Genomic DNA, 15,371 nt, shown 5'->3' with positions numbered 1-15,371 from the left:
CAAAAGATGCGCTGTCCTTACTGCCAATATGAGGATACACAGGTTAAAGATTCACGTCCAGCAGAAGAGGGGGCAGTGATTCGCCGCCGTCGTGTGTGTTCCGTTTGTGGTGGTCGTTTTACAACTTTTGAACGTGTTCAGTTGCGTGAGCTCTTGGTTGCTAAAAAAAGTGGGCGATGTGAACCATTCGATCGTGATAAGTTAATGCGATCAGTTGATGTGGCTGTACGTAAGCGCAATATTGATCCTGATCATATTGAACGAGCAATTTCTGGCATTGTGCGCCAGCTTGAAAGTTTCGGAGAACCAGAGATTGCTTCAGAAAAAATTGGACATCTTGTGATGGAAGCATTGAAAAGAATTGATGATATTGCTTATATTCGTTTTGCTTCTGTGTATCGAGACTTTCGTAATGCAAGCGATTTTCACAATGTTATAGATGAATTGTCAAAGGGTATCGCGGATACAGAATCTTGTTTTGATGAATAAAAAAGTGCAAGATGAACGGTTTATGGCTGCAGCTATTCGTTTAGCAGAACGTCATGTCGGTCTTACAGGTGAGAATCCTTCCGTTGGTACGTTAATTGTGCGAAACGATAATAGTGCGGGGGCATTTATTGTTGGATATGGCGTAACAGCTATTCATGGGAGCCCTCATGCGGAAGTGCAAGCTTTACATATGGCTGGTTCTTTGGCTCAAGGAGCGACTGCTTATGTTACTTTAGAACCTTGTGCGCATTATGGAAAAACTTCGCCGTGTGTGAATGCACTTATTGATTCAGGTATTTCACGGGTTGTTGTTGCGCTGACTGATTGTGACAAGCGTGTTGATGGCCATGGTATTGCTCTTTTGCGAGCGGCGGGTATTGAAGTGGTTGAGGGCATTTTAGCTGAAGAGGCTTTTGAATCTTTATGGACGCATTGGTGCATAAGAAAGATACAACGCTGTGCGGTCACTTTTAAAATGGCAATTTCTGCCGATAATGGTGTTGGAAAAAGAGAAAAGGGCAGCGTAAAAATTAGTGGAATACTTTCTCATGCCCATACACATATTCTACGTGCTCAAAATAATGCTATACTCGTTGGTATTGGTACTATATTAGCAGATGATCCACAACTCAATTGCCGCTTGCCAGGGATGGAGATGCGCTCACCAATTCGTATTATTTTGGATGTAGATTTATCTATCCCCCTTGATGCAAAAGTTGTCCAAACAGCCATGAAAATTCCTACATGGGTTATTTGTGATGGGGATCTTTCAAAGAAAAGCAAAAAAAATGCATTGGAGCAATATGGTGTGTCTGTTTATTCGGTAGAGATGAACAATGGTTGTGTAGAACCCTTTGCTCTTTTACAGATGCTTTATAAACATGGGATTAATAGTGTTTTATTGGAAGGGGGCGTAAAGACAGGGGAAAAGTTTTTGAATGCTGGTTGTGTTGATCATTTGATATGTTTTCATACTCCCATGGTGTTAGGAAAAAATCGTATTGAAGCCCCTCATTTTGGAAATTATCTCTCGCAGTTTCATGAGATTGAGACAAGAATGTTTGGAAATGACCGTTTTTATAAATGGAGACGTAAGACATTATGTTCACAGGAATTATAACGGATGTTGGTTGTATTGAAGATATTCAACCTTTAAAGCAGGGGATGCGTTTAAAGATTTCTACACGCTATGCTATAGAAAGCTTAACAATAGGCGCGTCAATTGCTTGTTCAGGAATTTGTCTGACAATTGTAGAGCGAGGATTAAAACAAGACGATTCCAATTGGTTTGTTGTCGAGGCGTGGGAAGAAACATTACGTTTAACGAATCTTGCACAATGGACAAAAGGAACCTTTGTTAATTTGGAACGTTCGCTTCGATTGGGTGATGAAATGGGAGGACATTTGGTTTCTGGTCATATTGATGGTTTGGCTGAAATTATTGATCAAAAAAATGAAGGCGATGCAATTCGTTTTTATTTAAAAGTTGCAAGACAATTTATGCCTTTCATTGTCAATAAGGGATCTATTGCACTTAATGGGACATCTTTGACTGTTAATGGTGTTGAGGATTGTGTTTTTGATGTTCTTATTATTCGCCATACGCTCGAAATGACAACGTGGGGACAAGCTGGAATTGGAGATCGGGTCAATTTGGAAATTGATCAACTTGCTCGTTATGCTGTGAAGATTTTTGCTTTAAAAAGAGAAGATGAATAAGCCAAAACTCTATTGATCGTTTTCAGAACTTTATGCTTTATAACCTTGATTTTTTTGATTCGTTTTTTGTGGAATTCCATTATGATGAAAGAGATACGTAAAGAGCCTCACGTATTGATTGTTGAAGCACGTTTTTATGAGGGGATTTCTGATGAGCTTTTGAGAGGTGCAGTGAATACTTTGCAAAAAGCTGAAGCAAGTTATGATGTTGTAACGGTTCCTGGAGCATTAGAAATACCAAGTGCAATAGCTTTTGCTGAACAAAATAACATATCTTATGATGGCTATGTTGCTCTTGGTTGTGTTATTCGGGGGGAAACATATCACTTTGAAATTGTTGCTAATGATTCTTGTCGTGCATTGATGGATTTAACTGTTCATCAGCATTTGGCTATTGGAAATGGTATTTTGACTGTTGAAAACGAAGAACAAGCATGGGTGCGTGCAAAACTAGATGACAAAAATAAAGGTGGTTTTGCGGCTGAAGCTGCTTTATGTATGATCGCTCTAAAAAAGAGATTTGGAGATAATCGTTAAATATGGCTGATATAAAAAGCAGACATTTTCCGCGTTCAGCCAATAAACGTGGAGCAGCAAGACTCGCTGCAGTCCAAGCCCTCTATCAAATGGATATCGTGGGTTTGGGGGTGATGGAAACGGCAGCTGAGTATGAAGCTTATCGTTTGGGAAAAGATATCGATGGAGACCAGTATCTTGAAGCTGATTTTCAATGGTTTTTGGCTATTATAACGGGTGTTGTAAAAGATCAAAAGCAGCTTGATCCTCTACTTCATCAACAGCTTTCTGCAGAGTGGTCTCTTTCACGTCTTGATTCTATATTGCGAGCAATTTTACGAGCAGGTTTATGGGAGTTGATCAACCGTAAAGATGTTCCTGTTGCGGTTGTCATGAATGAATATGTTGATATAGCGAAGGCGTTTTTTGAAGGTGATGAGCCAAAACTTGTTAATGCAGTTCTCGACAGTATGGCAAAAAAAGTCCGCCTCTAAGAGCTACAAATCCCCCTATTATTAGGTCTGATAATATCAGACCTAATAATATTGAGACGGTATGTAGACTATATAATTTAGTTATGGGGTGGCAAATTCGCAGGGCCTTTTATAATTTGAATTAAGAAAGGATGTTCTTTTGTTACAGTTGGTGTTGTTTGTGTAATAAAATCAAATACTTGACCGTCTTGTAATCCGTAATTAGCAACTTTTGCAACCTGATCATTTTTATTGAAGTAAATAGCTAAAACTTTGCGATCAATAATCTTTGTTTTCATAAACTGCATCCCACGATAGCGTGTCTGTGAGATGTAATAAAAAACTTCATTATCATATTTTGTTTTTAATGAAGGGGTTCCTAAAGTTAAAAGAACTTGCTCTTGACTTGAGCCAATAGCAATAGAACTTAGAGCATTTTTATCAAGAACATAGCCCTCTCTATAAATTTGGCTCGAACCTGAAGAATCGAGAAGACTACACCCACCAAGCATTCCTATGCTTGCTATTGATAGACCAATCAATAATTTACGTCTGATTAAGGCTATTATGTGAGGCATTTGAAACAATGATATCTCCTTTTTATACTGAGATGTAGGACAAGAAGGCAACCTCAAGTTTTTTCTAATTTTAGCTTAATCTACCGTAGCTTACACTGAGTTTCCCTGTTATAAAGCAAATTATGCCATATAGAATTTCTTTAGAAAAGAAAAAAATGCATGAATACTTGAGATAAATAAAAACACAGTGTTTTATGCGTTTTTATGTTTGGGAGTTGTCAATGAATGTTCAAAATGTTCCTCAAATGACATTTGCTTTGGCTTATCCAATATCCGTACGTTCTCTACCTGCTAAAGGTATAAGGGTTCAATTTTGTGCAAACAAAAAAGAATGTACACATTTAGCTCAGAACCATGATTTAATTGAAGTAAAATCTTGTGAGGGAAATTTCCATATTTTCCCGTGGAAAAAACGCGGAGTGCGTATAAAAGGTCTGTTGCAAGCGCGTATACTACAGTTATGTGTTGTTACATTAGAACCATTAGAAAATATCCTTTGTGAAAATATTGAGGTTGTTTTTGTTCCTGAAGATTCAAATTTGATGAAGCCAAAAATATCAGAGGATACAGGAGAATTGTTTTTAGATGTGGAGGGGCTTGATACTCCTGAAGTGTTTTATGGTGATAAAATTGATATTGGTGCAATCATGGAAGAGTTTTTTGAGTTGTCTATTAATCATTATCCACGTAAAGAGGGGATAAAGATGGATATGGTTGAAAATTTAGAAGAAGCAGAACAAAAATTCTCGCCATTTTTTGTTTTGAAAAATTGGAAGTGATTGTAAAAACATAAAAAATATCTATTGTATGCTAAACGGTATTTTCTGCGGAGCGATTTTTGCAAGATTTGCTTTGTGAGTGTTCAGGAGCCAAAAATCATAATATATGTTTAAAGATGTAAATGAAAAGATGTGGGATATGCAAGCGTGATTAGAATTTCTGTGGATGTTATGGGCGGTGATTACGGTCCAGAAGCAGTTATTGCAGGAGCAGCAATTGTACAAAAATATTTATCAAATATTTATTTTCTGTTTTATGGAATAGAGGAGGCTGTTCGTCCGGTTTTAAAAAAATACCCTTGTTTGGATTCTGTATCGCGCTTTTGCCCTACAGAAAGTTATACACGTATGGATGAAAAGCCAAGCCAAGCACTTCGTAATGGACGTGGTAAATCATCAATGTGGTACGCCATTGAAGCGGTAAAAAATGGTGAAGCTGATGCTTGCATTTCTGCTGGTAATACGGGTGCACTCATGGCCATGTCTTATTTTTGTTTGAAAATGCTAGCAGAGGCTGAACGTCCAGGTATTGCGGGTATCTGGCCAACACTTCGCAGTGAGAGTATCGTTTTGGATATTGGGGCAACAATTGGTGCCTCTGCTAGTCAGTTGGTTGATTTGGCGGTTATGGGAGCGGGTATGTTTCGCGCTTTATATCACACTGAAAGACCAAGTGTTGGGCTTTTAAATGTGGGGGTGGAAGAGGTTAAAGGACTTTATGAAATAAAAAAAGCAGGAATGATATTGCGTGAAGTACAATTAGAAGGATTGGAATATAAAGGATTTGTTGAGGGCAATGACATTGGAAAAGGAACAGTCGATGTTGTTGTAACAGAGGGGTTTTCTGGTAATATTGCTTTAAAAACCGCAGAAGGAACCGCGCGACAGATAGGAGAGATTTTAAACTCTGCACTGCGCAGTTCTTTTTTAACATCTCTTGGGTATTTTTTATCGCGAGGTGCTTTTCGTACGCTGAAACACAAAATGGATCCCGAGAGGGTGAATGGAGGAGTGCTTTTGGGGTTGAATGGTGTTGTGATCAAAAGCCATGGGAGTGCTAATGCTAACGGTTTTGCTTCTGCTATCCGCGTTGGTTATGAGATGGTTAATAATGGACTTTTGAAAAAAATAACAGCTGATTTGCGACGGTTTCATGAGAATAAAGAAACACTTTTTGATCAAGAAGGTGAAGAGACAGTGAATGGAGAGTCCTTATGATAAGCTCTTATAATAGAAATGAAAAATTTGAAGAAAAGGTAAGAGCTGAATGATTCGGTCAATTATACGTGGTGTAGGAAGTGCTTTGCCGAAGAGAAGTTTATCAAATGATGAGATTGCAAAGTTTGTTGAAACGTCAGATTCATGGATTGTTCAGCGTACAGGAATACGCCAACGTTATATTGCCAGTGAAAATGAAACAACTGTTTCTTTAGGAGTTGAGGCTGCGCAAGCAGCACTTACAAATGCTGGTTTAACAATAAAAGACATTGATTGTATTATTTTAGCAACGTCCACCCCGAATCGTACTTTTCCTGCTTCTGCTGTTGAAATTCAGCGTGCTTTGGGAATGAGCCATGGATTTGCTTTTGATATTCAAGCTGTTTGCTCTGGTTTTATTTTTGCTTTAACGACAGGAGATTCTTATTTACGGTGTGGAGCGGCTAAAAGAATTTTAGTTATTGGATCCGATACATTTTCTCGAATTTTAGATTGGGAAGATCGTACGACATGTGTTTTGTTTGGTGATGGTGCGGGTGCTGCTATTTTGGAAGCACAAGAAATTGAGGGGGGGATTGCTTTTGAGCGTGGTATATTGTCTGCGAAATTGCGCTCTAATGGTGCTTATATAGATAAGCTATATGTTGATGGTGGACCTTCAACAACACAAACGACAGGTTATTTGCGTATGGAAGGACGAGAAGTTTTTAAATATGCTGTTGGTATGATAACGGATGTGGTTGATGATTGTTTTGCAGCTGCAGGTATGGATTCTTCACAACTAGATTGGTTTATACCTCATCAGGCTAATAAGCGCATTATTGAAGCATCTGCTAAAAAACTGGGAATTTCACTAGATAAAGTTGTGATTACCGTTGATCAACATGGTAATACGTCTGCGGCATCAGTTCCGTTGGCTTTAACAACAGCTGTTTGTGATGGAAAAATAAAAGAAGGAGATCTGATCATGTTAGAGGCCATGGGAGGTGGATTTACATGGGGAGCAATTCTTATTCGTTGGTAAATTATGGCTACTTGACCATATTTCAAGAAAACGTATAAGTCATTTTGTAATTTTTAATATTTTAATAGGTGGTTATAATGACAAGTAAGACAGTAACGCGTGCAGATTTAGCGAGCGTAGTTTGTAAAAGAGTGGGCTTGTCACATACTGAATCAGCAGCTTTAGTCGAATTGGTTTTGGATGAGATTTGCAACTCACTTGTAAGAGGTGAAGCGGTTAAATTATCCTCTTTTGCAACTTTTCAGGTTCGCAGTAAAAATGAACGTGTTGGACGCAATCCAAAAACAGGTGTTGAAGCACCTATTCCGCCGCGACGTGTTGTGACGTTTAAGGCTGCCAATGTCCTTAAACAGAGAATTTTAGATTCGCATCGTGCAAGACAGAAAAAATGATATTTCATAAATGAATGTCATGGTATGTTTGGTATTTGTTAAAAAAATGATAGAATAAAAGCCTTTGGTTTTTAGAAAAAGACAGTTGCGTAAGTCGTCAATGATGGTCTTATTTTTGACTAATCTTGTTGAGAAATTGAGAGAGAATGAGTCATTGTAAAGTAATTTATTTTGTTTTAAATAAGGTGTTGCAAAATGGATAAAAGCTCTGATGCTTTTCGCACAATTAGCGAAGTAGCCGAGTTATTGGAGCTTCCGCAGCATGTTTTAAGATTCTGGGAAACACGTTTTAGGCAGATTAAACCAATGAAACGTGGGGGAGGAAGACGCTATTATCGTCCGGTCGATGTTGATTTGCTCAATGGTATTAAGCAGTTATTATATGATCAGGGTTATACGATAAAAGGTGTGCAACGTCTTTTGAAAGAAAATGGTGTTGCTTTTGTGACTGCATTGGGTAATGGTGATCTTGATGCTATGAATGTGGTCATAGAGAAGAAACATGCAGGACAAACTTCTGAAAATGCTAGCAATAAGCTTAAGAAATCTTCTTTTGGGCTTTTGAGTTTCATGAGGAATGAGGGAGAAACATCTGTCGGTTCTGTGAATCTTTATAAAGATAAAACTGATAAAGCATTGTTGCAAGAAATCTTATTTGAACTCATTGAATGTAAGCGTGTCCTTGATAGGGCACGATAACAATAATATTTTGTGTTTTATATGTGTTGCTTTTTTAGCAAAACATGTGTTTTGAAATTGTTTTACAAATCAATATCTTGCGTCTAGCGTAGCAATGTGTTTCGTAGATATTTAGACGTTTTATGGGTGTGCCCAGAGTTTTATACGTTCAACGAGTAGTAATGTATCATATGTGTATATTTAACGCGTTTTTTATAAGAGTTTTTAATTTGGTAAAATATGAAGAGGGGAAAGAATAGACGCTGAGTTTTGCCATTTTTCTCTGATTTGACTTTATAAAAGTTAAGGCAATATCTCATCAGTGTAGATTGCGAGATATAGAATGTTATTAGTTTACCAATTTATGTGCTTGTTTTAAAGAGATGTTTCTTAAGGCTCCTTAAGCTTATTTTATCATGATTCCTCGTGAATCATATAATGCTAAACCCGTTAAGTACCGCTATTTTTACACTTATGAAAGAGCAAGTCGGCATCATCATTATAGTTTAGCTTGCCCTCAATGATTGCAACAATCTTAGCACTTGAGGCGGTTTATTGTGAGCATTTTAAAGTCCTTTCTCAATAATTTTTATCCACACACTCATTCCGCTTATTTCGTGCAAGCGAATGATTTTGATAGATTCAACATAAACATATTTAAAATGAAAGAATTCTATGATATTTTAAACCTTATTTAATATGAATAACGATATATTATCATTATAAATCAATATCTTGTCTTTTCTATAAGGGCTTATCTTACGAATAAGACATATCATTGTTCAGCTAATTTTACATATTTTTTATTAATAAATATGATCTTGTTTTCAGTCTTCTTGCTTGATGTTGCTATAATTATCGTAATGATCTATCCATGATAATAGCGCTATCTTTTCATTATAAAGGTAAAAGATTAATGTTATTATTAATATTCAATTATCTATGATTTTTTCATTTAAATAGCTCATAGCTTACATTTAACTTTTTCACCAATCCATCTTGTAGAGAGTGATCACGTGATTCTTTCCGGTGATAGGTAATTGTGCATGAAACAAAAACGCACTATAATATCAAATTATTTCATTTTGTACAAAAATTGAAGATTTATAGTAAAAAATTAACGTATTACCATCTTCTGTAATGTTATGCATTTATTACACGCTGCAAATCCGGAGGTGTTGCTTCATTTGAGAGTTGCTTAAGCACATCTTCTACAGATAAAAGGGTTTTATTTGTACTTCCTAAGCGACGCATATTTACGCTGTTTGTTTCAGCTTCACGTTTACCACATACCAAAATTATGGGGACTTTTTGTAAAGAATGTTCTCGTATTTTATAGTTAATTTTTTCATTGCGGAGATCTATTGTTGCGGAAAGCCCCATAGCTCTAAGTTTTGCCGTTATTTTTTGGGCATATTCATTTGCTTCGGACGTAATTGTTGCAACAACAACTTGTTCAGGAGCAAGCCAAAGTGGCATATGTCCAGCAAAATTTTCGATTAATATACCAAGAAAACGCTCCATTGATCCAAAGATAGCACGGTGGATCATAACAGGTTGACGTTTTTCTGAATCTTTATCAATATAGAATGCACCAAAACGTTCGGGGAGATTAAAGTCTATTTGTGTTGTTCCACATTGCCATTCACGACCGATAGCATCCTTTAATGTATATTCAAATTTTGGACCATAAAATGCTCCTTCACCTGGAAGGATGCTTGTTTTGATTTGTCCTGCAAATTTTGTTTCAATCGTTTTAAGGACAGATTCCATGATACTTTCTGCATGATCCCATAATGCATCAGAGCCAACTCGTTTTTCTGGACGTGTTGAAAGCTTAAGACTAATTTCTTTAAAACCAAAGTCAGCATAAGTTGATAAAATAAGATCATTAATACTGAGACATTCATCGGCTAATTGTTCATCAGTACAAAAAATATGCGCATCGTCTTGCGTAAAACCACGCACACGCATAAGACCATGTAAAGAGCCCGAAGGCTCATAACGATGAACAAGTCCAAATTCAGCAAGTCTAATAGGCAAATCACGATAAGATTTTAAACCATGTTTAAAAATTTGCACATGACCAGGGCAATTCATTGGTTTAAGGGCATAAACATTCCCATGATCTGAATCTTCTGCGGCTGGAATTACTTTGAACATATTCTCCTTATACCAGCCCCAATGGCCAGATATTTCCCAGAGTGACCTATCGAGAACTTGTGGTGCATTAACTTCAGCATATTGATGATCATCAAGGCGTCTACGCATATAGTTGATCAAATTTTGGAACATTTTCCAACCTTTTTTGTGCCAAAAAATCATTCCTGGCCCTTCTTCTTGAAAATGAAATAAGTCCATTTCACGTCCCAAGCGGCGATGATCACGTTTTTCAGCTTCTTCTAGCATATGGAGATAGGCTTTTAAGTCATTTTCATTTGCAAATGCTGTTCCATAAATTCTTGTGAGCATAGGATTATTGGCATCGCCACGCCAATAAGCTCCTGCGACTTTCATTAATTTGAAAGCATTTCCAATTTGCCCTGTAGATTGCATGTGCGGTCCGCGGCAAAGATCAAACCATTTTCCTTGATAATAAATTTTTAAATCTTGATTTTCAGGAATGCTATCAATAAGTTCAACTTTATAAAATTCCTTTTTCTCAGAAAAAATTTTTCTGGCTTTTTCACGAGACCAAATTTCTTTTCTAAAAGGCTTATTGCGTTGGATAATTTCACGCATTTTCTTTTCAATGACGGTGAGATCATCTAATGTAAAAGGTTGTTGGCGTGCAAAATCATAATAGAATCCATTTTCAATGACAGGACCTATTGTTACTTGCGTTTCAGGAAAGAGTTCTTGCACTGCTTCAGCAAGGACATGGGCGCAATCATGCCTTATGAGCTCAAGAGCGCGTGAATCTTCTCGGGTAATAATCTCTACTTGACCAGATTGTTCCAATGGATCCGATAAGTCTCGCGTGATACCATCAAGACTATAGGCGACTGCTTTTTTTGCGAGTGATTTAGAAATGGATTCTGCTAATTCCAAACCAGTCATTTCGGGGGGGTAATTACGTTTTGAACCATCAGGAAAAGAAAGAGAAACAGAGCAAGACATAAAAACACCCTTTTAATCCAATTCCGCTAACGATTGCGGATGGTTTCGTGAAAATTGAGTAAAAAGCTTATAGACTGATTTTTTATCAATACATACGAAAAAAGAAAAGGATTATTTGTTGTGTTTGTCAGAAATTTTCCAGTAACGCCAAGGTTTATAAAAACAGCAAGAATTTCCAAGCGAAATAGGTACTGGATCAAAGCCATATGTTCCAAAGGGCCCACAACGTATGATACGAAAGAGTCCCATCCATGCACCAGCCCAAAGCCCATGGCGTGCAATCGCTTCATATGTATATTCTGAACAAGTCGGGGCATGGCGACATTGATTGCCTATAAGACTTGAAAGTGTTATTTGATAGAAACGTATTAAGAAAATACCCAATAATCGTCCAGGTGTTTTTTGCCAAGTGCCTGTGTAATTTCGAGTCAATTTTTTTTGTCGAGATTGTGATTTGAACATTTATTTTTCTTCAATTTTTTGAATGCAGTCTATCGTTGCATCAAAGGGTAATAGTGTTGCTGCATGGCGCACTTTATAGTCTTTAATGGGCTGTAAGCAAGAAAAATCCTCAAATGGAGTTTGAGGAGAGGGACCATTTTGCGTTAGCATTTGATAAATAACTTCACGCAATATTTTAAGATCTTGTGTTGTTTGTCCGATGATATGAGATGCTAAAAGTGAAGCCGATGCTTGCCCTAGCACACATGCGTGTATTTCATGGGCAAAATCCGTAATAATACCATTTTCCACTTTTAAATCTACAATGATTGTCGAACCACAAAGGTGTGCATGTTTTCTTGATGTTGCATCAGGATTATTAAGACGCCCAATTTTGCTTATATGTGCAGCATATTTAAGTATTTTATCATTATAAATATTATCAATCATGCGCTATTGCCTGAAATTTTGAGAGTCGTGATTGTTTAAACTTTTAATTCGCTTATATAGAGATTATACAAAATGAAATAGGTATGGAGCAAATGCTTTGTATAGAGTAAGCTTGGAGTTTTTGAATGCGTAATGTTGTTAAAGAAGACGCGAAGGATTCTTTTTTATCTGAAGAAAAGCGTCCGAGTATTGAAGAGGTGGAAGAAGCGATTCGTACATTACTCTTATGGATAGGGGAAAATCCAAATAGAGAGGGGCTTTTAGATACTCCAAGACGTATAGCCAAGGCATATCGCGAGCTTTTTAGTGGTTATAGTCAATCGGTTAAAGAAACCTTAGGTACAGTTTTTGAAGAGGTTTCAGGATACAATGAAGCCGTGATCGTAAAAAATATACCTTTTTATTCACACTGTGAGCATCATATGATCCCAATTATTGGGAAAGCACATATAGCATATCTTCCTAATGAAAAAATTGTTGGCCTTTCAAAAATTGTACGTGTTGTAGATATTTTTTCTCGTCGTTTACAAACACAAGAAGCTATGACAGCGCAAGTGGCTCACGCGTTAAAAACGTATCTGAAGCCTCATGGTGTAGCAGTATTGATTGAGGCTGAGCACATGTGTATGGCTATGAGAGGAATCCAAAAACAGGGCTCTACAACAATTACAAAAAACTTTCATGGTTATTATGAAAAAGATCAAGCTGCACAAGCACACTTTATGATGATGATTCAAAGATCGTAGGAAGTCCATATTTTTAGTAATCTCTATTAAGTTATAAATCGTCCGGATAAAAATAAATTATGAGAAAGAGAAAATTGGCTTGTACCTTTCTTTATGATTTGTTAAAGGCTAAAAACCAAAATGTTTTTCTTCTCACGTGCGGTCGTGGCGGAATTGGTAGACGCGCAGCGTTGAGGTCGCTGTGGGGCAACCCGTGGAAGTTCGAGTCTTCTCGACCGCACCAGTTAGCAGTGAGTCTCTCTGTAATGAGATGAATTTATGTAGAGAGGGGATTTATGCGTATTATAGAAAAATCTTTTTTGTATGTTATTTGTTGATGTGTTGCTAATAATGTTTCATTTTTTATTACTTTATCTGTACATTTGAAATGTTATATTTTTATAGGGTGGGGGTGAAGTTGCAGTGAGAAGTATAATGATTTTGAGATATTTAACACTTCTTATTTGTATCTCTTTATTGTCAGCATGTAGTGATTCACGCGCTGTGCTTTGGCATGGAGTGCATGCGACTCCTTCTATGACTGCAGTAGAAAGGGAAGTTGAAGGGAAACCGGTTTCTCCAAAAGCCATCATTCCAGTATATGTTGCAACAAGTCGTATGATACAAAATAATTACGCTCAACCTTATGGTGCAGAGCGATCAAATAAAGTACATTACAATCGCGTTGACGTAGGAATTCCTCAGCAACATGTAAAGGGAGTTGTTGAAATAAATGCGTATAAACCTACGCATGATAAGTATTTTGCAGCAGTAGCATTGCAAAAATACGATAATAAAGAACAGTTTAAGCAGCAATTAAATGCTGCCTTAGCAAAAAAGTCAAAAGGAAAAAGAGAAATTTTTCTTTTTATCCATGGGTATAATAATAATTTTGCAGATGGTACATTTCGTACAGCACAGTTTACACACGATTATTCTTTAAATGTTGTCGCTGTGCATTATTCTTGGCCTTCTGCCGGATCTGTTCCTCTTTATATTTATGATCGTGACAGTGCTAATTTTGCCCGTGACGGATTGATAGAGCTCTTAACACTTATTAGTGAAACAAATGCTGATCAGATTTCGGTTATTGCGCATTCTATGGGCAATTTTGTTATAATGGAAGCATTTAGAACTTTAGCCTTACAGAAAAAATATAAGCCTATTCGTCGTATTACAAGTTTATTAATGGCGGCACCAGACATTGATGTTGATGTATTTGAGCGTCAACTTAATGATATAAAAAAACTCCCGCAGCCAACAGCGATTTTAGTATCCAGAGCGGATAAAGCTCTCGCGGTTTCAGGACGTCTTACGGGTGGACATCATCGTGTGGGCGATGGCTCAGATATTGAAATGTTGCGTAAAAATGGAATAGCTGTTCTTGATTTCTCTCATGTGGATGGGGGAGCACACAATGTCTTTGCATCTTCGCCAACGTTGATGGCTCTTTCTCGAGAAGGTTCTTTGGCTTCTACAATTATGCAAGGTACAGAATTGTCACCTAGTCAAGCCCTTCTTGCTGATGGTAGTAGTGTGTTGGAGAAAACAACACATCTTATCCTTTATACACCTGTACGTTTTCTCTCTCCACGAATTCCACGTTGATAGTAAAAATAGAGAAGGGGGACATCGAATAATGCATTGGAGGTAATATTTTTTAGCATTTTCTTTAGAATGGCTTTGTAAAATGAAAAATATAAATAGCGGGATGAATGTAAAAAACAGTCATTAGGTGAGTTTGTTATGATTGCACGGAAACGCTATGTTAATACGCCTACAGTTGTTGATTATTTATCTCATTCCGCAATTAAGTTGTTAGATATTCATGCTATGCTTGTGAAGGTGAGAAAAGGTGATATGGGGGAAAAACCAAATTTATTGCGTCAAATTGATTCTACAAAAAAACAATTAGATGAGATAAGCCATGCTCTTATTTTAGAATATCGTAAACGCCAAGAAAATGAGCGTTTTTTAAAACAAATTCTGCTATCCATTTCAGATCAACTTTTTGCACTTAACAATGGTTTTAAGGAAACAGGACGTCTTTTTTTTCAAGAAGTTAGAATACTTCAATCTCAGATGCAATGTTTATATGAGGGAAAGGAGAGGCTGCATTTGTTGAATAGCCAAGAATCTTGTTGTTCTCCATCAAAGATTGATGAAGTCATTAAACAGTTACAAAAAGCACGAGAAAAGCTTATTCTTGAAAGCCCACATCTCTTTGAAAAAAGCACAAAAGCTAAATAATAAAAGTTCTTTTAGTTGAGCAGATAGATAATTTAAGTTTTACAGCAAAAAACGCTGTTAAATAGAAGGCTATAATCTTTAAAAGACTTTGGTTATATCTTTGGTAAAGTTAAGGCTGATGCATTAGGTGGCTTTATTGAAGAAAATATTTGTGGAAAGAAACTTTACAAAAAACTTTCTGATTCTTTTAATAACGGCTCACCGGATAATTTTGCCAATGTTATGGAGTTGTTAGTATATTCATTAGAAACTTAAACTCTAATATTTTCCTTGGTAGGAATTGGCTGAATTTAAAGCATTAAAAAAGAAATTTTATAAAAATAATACGTTTTTTATATTCACGCCCAGCTCTACCTTCTCCTGAATTTAAAAAGGATCGGAAAATGAATAAGCTACACGTAATTAAAAAATCATATGGTGCCCCCAGAGAGCAAATCAGGCTTTAGCAACAAGATTCAAAGTATATAAAGATGTGTAAGGGCGTATTGATGTCTATAGCTTTTTATGATTCAATAAAAA

At 36.7% G+C, this 15,371-nt stretch carries 17 protein-coding genes and 1 tRNA gene; 14 read left to right on the top strand and 4 right to left on the bottom strand.

Features of this window, described 5'->3' with window-relative positions:
* Positions 1-6: 6 nt before the first annotated feature.
* From nrdR to nusB, 5 genes are all read left to right on the top strand, one after another.
* Positions 7-489, top strand: a complete 483-nt coding sequence (gene nrdR, locus ACFINF_RS06655) for a transcriptional regulator NrdR (RefSeq protein WP_375620194.1) — start codon at positions 7-9, stop codon at positions 487-489.
* Entirely contained in the window at positions 482-1,609 is a 1,128-nt protein-coding gene (gene ribD / locus ACFINF_RS06650) for a bifunctional diaminohydroxyphosphoribosylaminopyrimidine deaminase/5-amino-6-(5-phosphoribosylamino)uracil reductase RibD (RefSeq protein ID WP_375620193.1), read from the top strand. Before nrdR ends, ribD begins: the two co-directional genes overlap by 8 nt.
* Complete coding sequence (locus ACFINF_RS06645; protein ID WP_375620192.1) at positions 1,591-2,208, top strand: riboflavin synthase; 618 nt, start codon at positions 1,591-1,593, stop codon at positions 2,206-2,208. Before ribD ends, ACFINF_RS06645 begins: the two co-directional genes overlap by 19 nt.
* Positions 2,209-2,289: 81 nt before the next feature.
* On the top strand, positions 2,290-2,745 hold the full coding sequence (locus tag ACFINF_RS06640) for a 6,7-dimethyl-8-ribityllumazine synthase (RefSeq protein WP_375620191.1): 456 nt from the start codon (positions 2,290-2,292) through the stop codon (positions 2,743-2,745).
* A gap of 2 nt (positions 2,746-2,747) precedes the next feature.
* Complete coding sequence (gene nusB, locus ACFINF_RS06635) at positions 2,748-3,218, top strand: transcription antitermination factor NusB (protein ID WP_375620190.1); 471 nt, start codon at positions 2,748-2,750, stop codon at positions 3,216-3,218.
* Positions 3,219-3,295: 77 nt separating this feature from the next.
* Here nusB and ACFINF_RS06630 read toward each other — a convergent pair whose 3' ends face one another.
* The gene (locus ACFINF_RS06630) at positions 3,296-3,775 is read right to left on the bottom strand and encodes an outer membrane protein assembly factor BamE (RefSeq protein ID WP_375620212.1); all 480 of its coding nucleotides are present in this window, start codon (positions 3,773-3,775) and stop codon (positions 3,296-3,298) included.
* Positions 3,776-3,996: 221 nt separating this feature from the next.
* Here ACFINF_RS06630 and ACFINF_RS06625 point away from each other — a divergent pair, with 221 nt between their 5' ends.
* The 5 genes from ACFINF_RS06625 (at position 3,997) to ACFINF_RS06605 (ending at position 7,887) form a co-directional block, all read left to right on the top strand.
* Positions 3,997-4,554: a DUF177 domain-containing protein gene (locus ACFINF_RS06625; protein ID WP_375620189.1), complete on the top strand. Its 558-nt coding sequence runs from the start codon at positions 3,997-3,999 to the stop codon at positions 4,552-4,554.
* A gap of 147 nt (positions 4,555-4,701) precedes the next feature.
* Complete coding sequence (gene plsX / locus ACFINF_RS06620; protein WP_375620188.1) at positions 4,702-5,772, top strand: phosphate acyltransferase PlsX; 1,071 nt, start codon at positions 4,702-4,704, stop codon at positions 5,770-5,772.
* 49 nt (positions 5,773-5,821) lie between these two features.
* Positions 5,822-6,796: a beta-ketoacyl-ACP synthase III gene (locus ACFINF_RS06615; protein ID WP_375620187.1), complete on the top strand. Its 975-nt coding sequence runs from the start codon at positions 5,822-5,824 to the stop codon at positions 6,794-6,796.
* Positions 6,797-6,873: 77 nt separating this feature from the next.
* Positions 6,874-7,188 (top strand): integration host factor subunit alpha, encoded by a 315-nt coding sequence (locus ACFINF_RS06610; RefSeq protein WP_015856447.1) that lies wholly within the window; start codon positions 6,874-6,876, stop codon positions 7,186-7,188.
* Positions 7,189-7,383: 195 nt separating this feature from the next.
* Positions 7,384-7,887 (top strand): MerR family transcriptional regulator, encoded by a 504-nt coding sequence (locus ACFINF_RS06605; RefSeq protein ID WP_375620186.1) that lies wholly within the window; start codon positions 7,384-7,386, stop codon positions 7,885-7,887.
* Between the two features lie 1,122 nt (positions 7,888-9,009).
* Here the strand turns inward: ACFINF_RS06605 and thrS are convergent.
* The 3 genes from thrS to ACFINF_RS06590 form a co-directional block, all read right to left on the bottom strand.
* On the bottom strand, positions 9,010-10,986 hold the full coding sequence (gene thrS / locus ACFINF_RS06600) for a threonine--tRNA ligase (RefSeq protein WP_375620185.1): 1,977 nt from the start codon (positions 10,984-10,986) through the stop codon (positions 9,010-9,012).
* A gap of 111 nt (positions 10,987-11,097) precedes the next feature.
* On the bottom strand, positions 11,098-11,448 hold the full coding sequence (gene yidD, locus ACFINF_RS06595; RefSeq protein WP_375620184.1) for a membrane protein insertion efficiency factor YidD: 351 nt from the start codon (positions 11,446-11,448) through the stop codon (positions 11,098-11,100).
* The gene (locus tag ACFINF_RS06590) at positions 11,449-11,877 is read right to left on the bottom strand and encodes an iron-sulfur cluster assembly scaffold protein (protein WP_375620183.1); all 429 of its coding nucleotides are present in this window, start codon (positions 11,875-11,877) and stop codon (positions 11,449-11,451) included. It lies immediately after the preceding gene.
* A 125-nt stretch (positions 11,878-12,002) separates the two neighbouring features.
* On the opposite strand from ACFINF_RS06590, the gene folE reads away from it, so the two are divergent.
* The 4 genes from folE to ACFINF_RS06570 all read left to right on the top strand — a co-directional run bounded on the left by folE (position 12,003) and on the right by ACFINF_RS06570 (position 14,852).
* Complete coding sequence (gene folE / locus ACFINF_RS06585; RefSeq protein WP_375620182.1) at positions 12,003-12,623, top strand: GTP cyclohydrolase I FolE; 621 nt, start codon at positions 12,003-12,005, stop codon at positions 12,621-12,623.
* Positions 12,624-12,761: 138 nt separating this feature from the next.
* Positions 12,762-12,846, top strand: a tRNA-Leu gene (locus ACFINF_RS06580).
* A 191-nt stretch (positions 12,847-13,037) separates the two neighbouring features.
* Positions 13,038-14,210 (top strand): alpha/beta hydrolase, encoded by a 1,173-nt coding sequence (locus ACFINF_RS06575; protein ID WP_375620181.1) that lies wholly within the window; start codon positions 13,038-13,040, stop codon positions 14,208-14,210.
* A gap of 138 nt (positions 14,211-14,348) precedes the next feature.
* Positions 14,349-14,852 carry a hypothetical protein gene (locus tag ACFINF_RS06570; protein WP_375620180.1) on the top strand — a complete coding sequence of 168 codons (504 nt, stop codon included), beginning with the start codon at positions 14,349-14,351 and terminating at the stop codon, positions 14,850-14,852.
* The last annotated feature ends 519 nt before the right edge of the window (positions 14,853-15,371 follow it).

It is taken from the genome of Bartonella sp. TS25HLJMH, from assembly GCF_042193505.1.
Classification (GTDB): Bacteria; Pseudomonadota; Alphaproteobacteria; order Rhizobiales; family Rhizobiaceae; genus Bartonella; species Bartonella grahamii.
Note: the sequence above shows the minus strand (reverse complement) of the source record. Positions and strands in the feature narration are given on the sequence as shown.

Coding starts and splice junctions, on each gene's coding strand:
- thrS (WP_375620185.1), bottom strand. CDS start 10,986: ATGTCTTGCTCTGTTTCTCTTTCTTTTCCTGATGGTTCAAAACGTAAT.
- ACFINF_RS06640 (WP_375620191.1), top strand. CDS start 2,290: ATGATGAAAGAGATACGTAAAGAGCCTCACGTATTGATTGTTGAAGCA.
- ACFINF_RS06575 (WP_375620181.1), top strand. CDS start 13,038: ATGATTTTGAGATATTTAACACTTCTTATTTGTATCTCTTTATTGTCA.
- nusB (WP_375620190.1), top strand. CDS start 2,748: ATGGCTGATATAAAAAGCAGACATTTTCCGCGTTCAGCCAATAAACGT.
- ACFINF_RS06630 (WP_375620212.1), bottom strand. CDS start 3,775: ATGCCTCACATAATAGCCTTAATCAGACGTAAATTATTGATTGGTCTA.
- yidD (WP_375620184.1), bottom strand. CDS start 11,448: ATGTTCAAATCACAATCTCGACAAAAAAAATTGACTCGAAATTACACA.
- folE (WP_375620182.1), top strand. CDS start 12,003: ATGCGTAATGTTGTTAAAGAAGACGCGAAGGATTCTTTTTTATCTGAA.
- ACFINF_RS06605 (WP_375620186.1), top strand. CDS start 7,384: ATGGATAAAAGCTCTGATGCTTTTCGCACAATTAGCGAAGTAGCCGAG.
- ribD (WP_375620193.1), top strand. CDS start 482: ATGAATAAAAAAGTGCAAGATGAACGGTTTATGGCTGCAGCTATTCGT.
- ACFINF_RS06625 (WP_375620189.1), top strand. CDS start 3,997: ATGAATGTTCAAAATGTTCCTCAAATGACATTTGCTTTGGCTTATCCA.
- ACFINF_RS06590 (WP_375620183.1), bottom strand. CDS start 11,877: ATGATTGATAATATTTATAATGATAAAATACTTAAATATGCTGCACAT.
- nrdR (WP_375620194.1), top strand. CDS start 7: ATGCGCTGTCCTTACTGCCAATATGAGGATACACAGGTTAAAGATTCA.
- ACFINF_RS06570 (WP_375620180.1), top strand. CDS start 14,349: ATGATTGCACGGAAACGCTATGTTAATACGCCTACAGTTGTTGATTAT.
- ACFINF_RS06615 (WP_375620187.1), top strand. CDS start 5,822: ATGATTCGGTCAATTATACGTGGTGTAGGAAGTGCTTTGCCGAAGAGA.
- ACFINF_RS06610 (WP_015856447.1), top strand. CDS start 6,874: ATGACAAGTAAGACAGTAACGCGTGCAGATTTAGCGAGCGTAGTTTGT.
- ACFINF_RS06645 (WP_375620192.1), top strand. CDS start 1,591: ATGTTCACAGGAATTATAACGGATGTTGGTTGTATTGAAGATATTCAA.